We start from the raw sequence: 873 nt of genomic DNA, 5'->3' as shown, positions 1-873 counted from the left end.
TTGAGGGAGTTTAGCTTAGTTGTAATTGAGAGGAAATCGAAATTACAATCGGCGGATGAGAGAAACGAAGTTTCTTACCGTTGGCTGAGCTAGACTCCGCCCTTTGGGAGTTTAGCTCAGCTGGGAGAGCATCTGCCTTACAAGCAGAGGGTCAGCGGTTCGATCCCGTTAACTCCCATAGGTCCCGTAGTGTAGCGGTTATCACGTCGCCCTGTCACGGCGAAGATCGCGGGTTCGATTCCCGTCGGGACCGTTTAAGATAACGGAAGTTATTTTAGACTCGTTAGCTCAGTTGGTAGAGCAATTGACTTTTAATCAATGGGTCACTGGTTCGAGCCCAGTACGGGTCATCTTTGCGGGTTTGGCGGAATTGGCAGACGCACCAGATTTAGGATCTGGCGCTTAACGGCGTGGGGGTTCAAGTCCCTTAACCCGCATAATAGAAATCAGCCGGCTTAGCTCAGTTGGTAGAGCATCTGATTTGTAATCAGAGGGTCGCGTGTTCAAGTCATGTAGCCGGCATTTTTTTATATAAGAGGTCGATGCGAACGTAGTTCAGTGGTAGAACACCACCTTGCCAAGGTGGGGGTCGCGGGTTCGAATCCCGTCGTTCGCTTAGAGAGGCCGGGGTGGCGGAACTGGCAGACGCACAGGACTTAAAATCCTGCGATTGGTAACGATCGTACCGGTTCGATTCCGGTCCTCGGCATATATTGATGGGCACCCTTAGCTCAACTGGATAGAGTACCTGACTACGAATCAGGCGGTTAGAGGTTCGACTCCTCTAGGGTGCATTTTTTCTATTTAACTCGGGAAGTAGCTCAGCTTGGTAGAGTACTTGGTTTGGGACCAAGGTGTCGCAGGTTCGAATCC

8 tRNA genes are annotated in these 873 nt (G+C 50.7%); all 8 read left to right on the top strand.

Going from position 1 to position 873, the window contains the following annotated elements:
- Nucleotides 1–105 precede the first annotated feature (105 nt).
- The 8 genes from SORDD24_RS10545 to SORDD24_RS10510 all read left to right on the top strand — a co-directional run bounded on the left by SORDD24_RS10545 (nt 106) and on the right by SORDD24_RS10510 (nt 794).
- Nucleotides 106–178 (top strand) — tRNA-Val (locus SORDD24_RS10545).
- A gap of 2 nt (nt 179–180) precedes the next feature.
- Nucleotides 181–253: transfer RNA gene (locus SORDD24_RS10540), tRNA-Asp, on the top strand.
- A 24-nt stretch (nt 254–277) separates the two neighbouring features.
- Nucleotides 278–350: transfer RNA gene (locus SORDD24_RS10535), tRNA-Lys, on the top strand.
- 5 nt (nt 351–355) lie between these two features.
- A tRNA-Leu gene (locus tag SORDD24_RS10530) sits at nt 356–437 on the top strand.
- A 12-nt stretch (nt 438–449) separates the two neighbouring features.
- Nucleotides 450–522: transfer RNA gene (locus SORDD24_RS10525), tRNA-Thr, on the top strand.
- Between the two features lie 22 nt (nt 523–544).
- Nucleotides 545–616: transfer RNA gene (locus SORDD24_RS10520), tRNA-Gly, on the top strand.
- A 7-nt stretch (nt 617–623) separates the two neighbouring features.
- Nucleotides 624–709: transfer RNA gene (locus SORDD24_RS10515), tRNA-Leu, on the top strand.
- 11 nt (nt 710–720) lie between these two features.
- Nucleotides 721–794 (top strand) — tRNA-Arg (locus SORDD24_RS10510).
- Nucleotides 795–873: the final 79 nt, after the last annotated feature.

This window comes from Streptococcus oralis, assembly GCF_001579175.1.
Lineage (GTDB): Bacteria > Bacillota > Bacilli > Lactobacillales > Streptococcaceae > Streptococcus > Streptococcus oralis_O.
The sequence above is the reverse complement of the archived record's forward strand: the minus strand, read 5'-3'. Positions and strand labels throughout refer to the sequence as shown.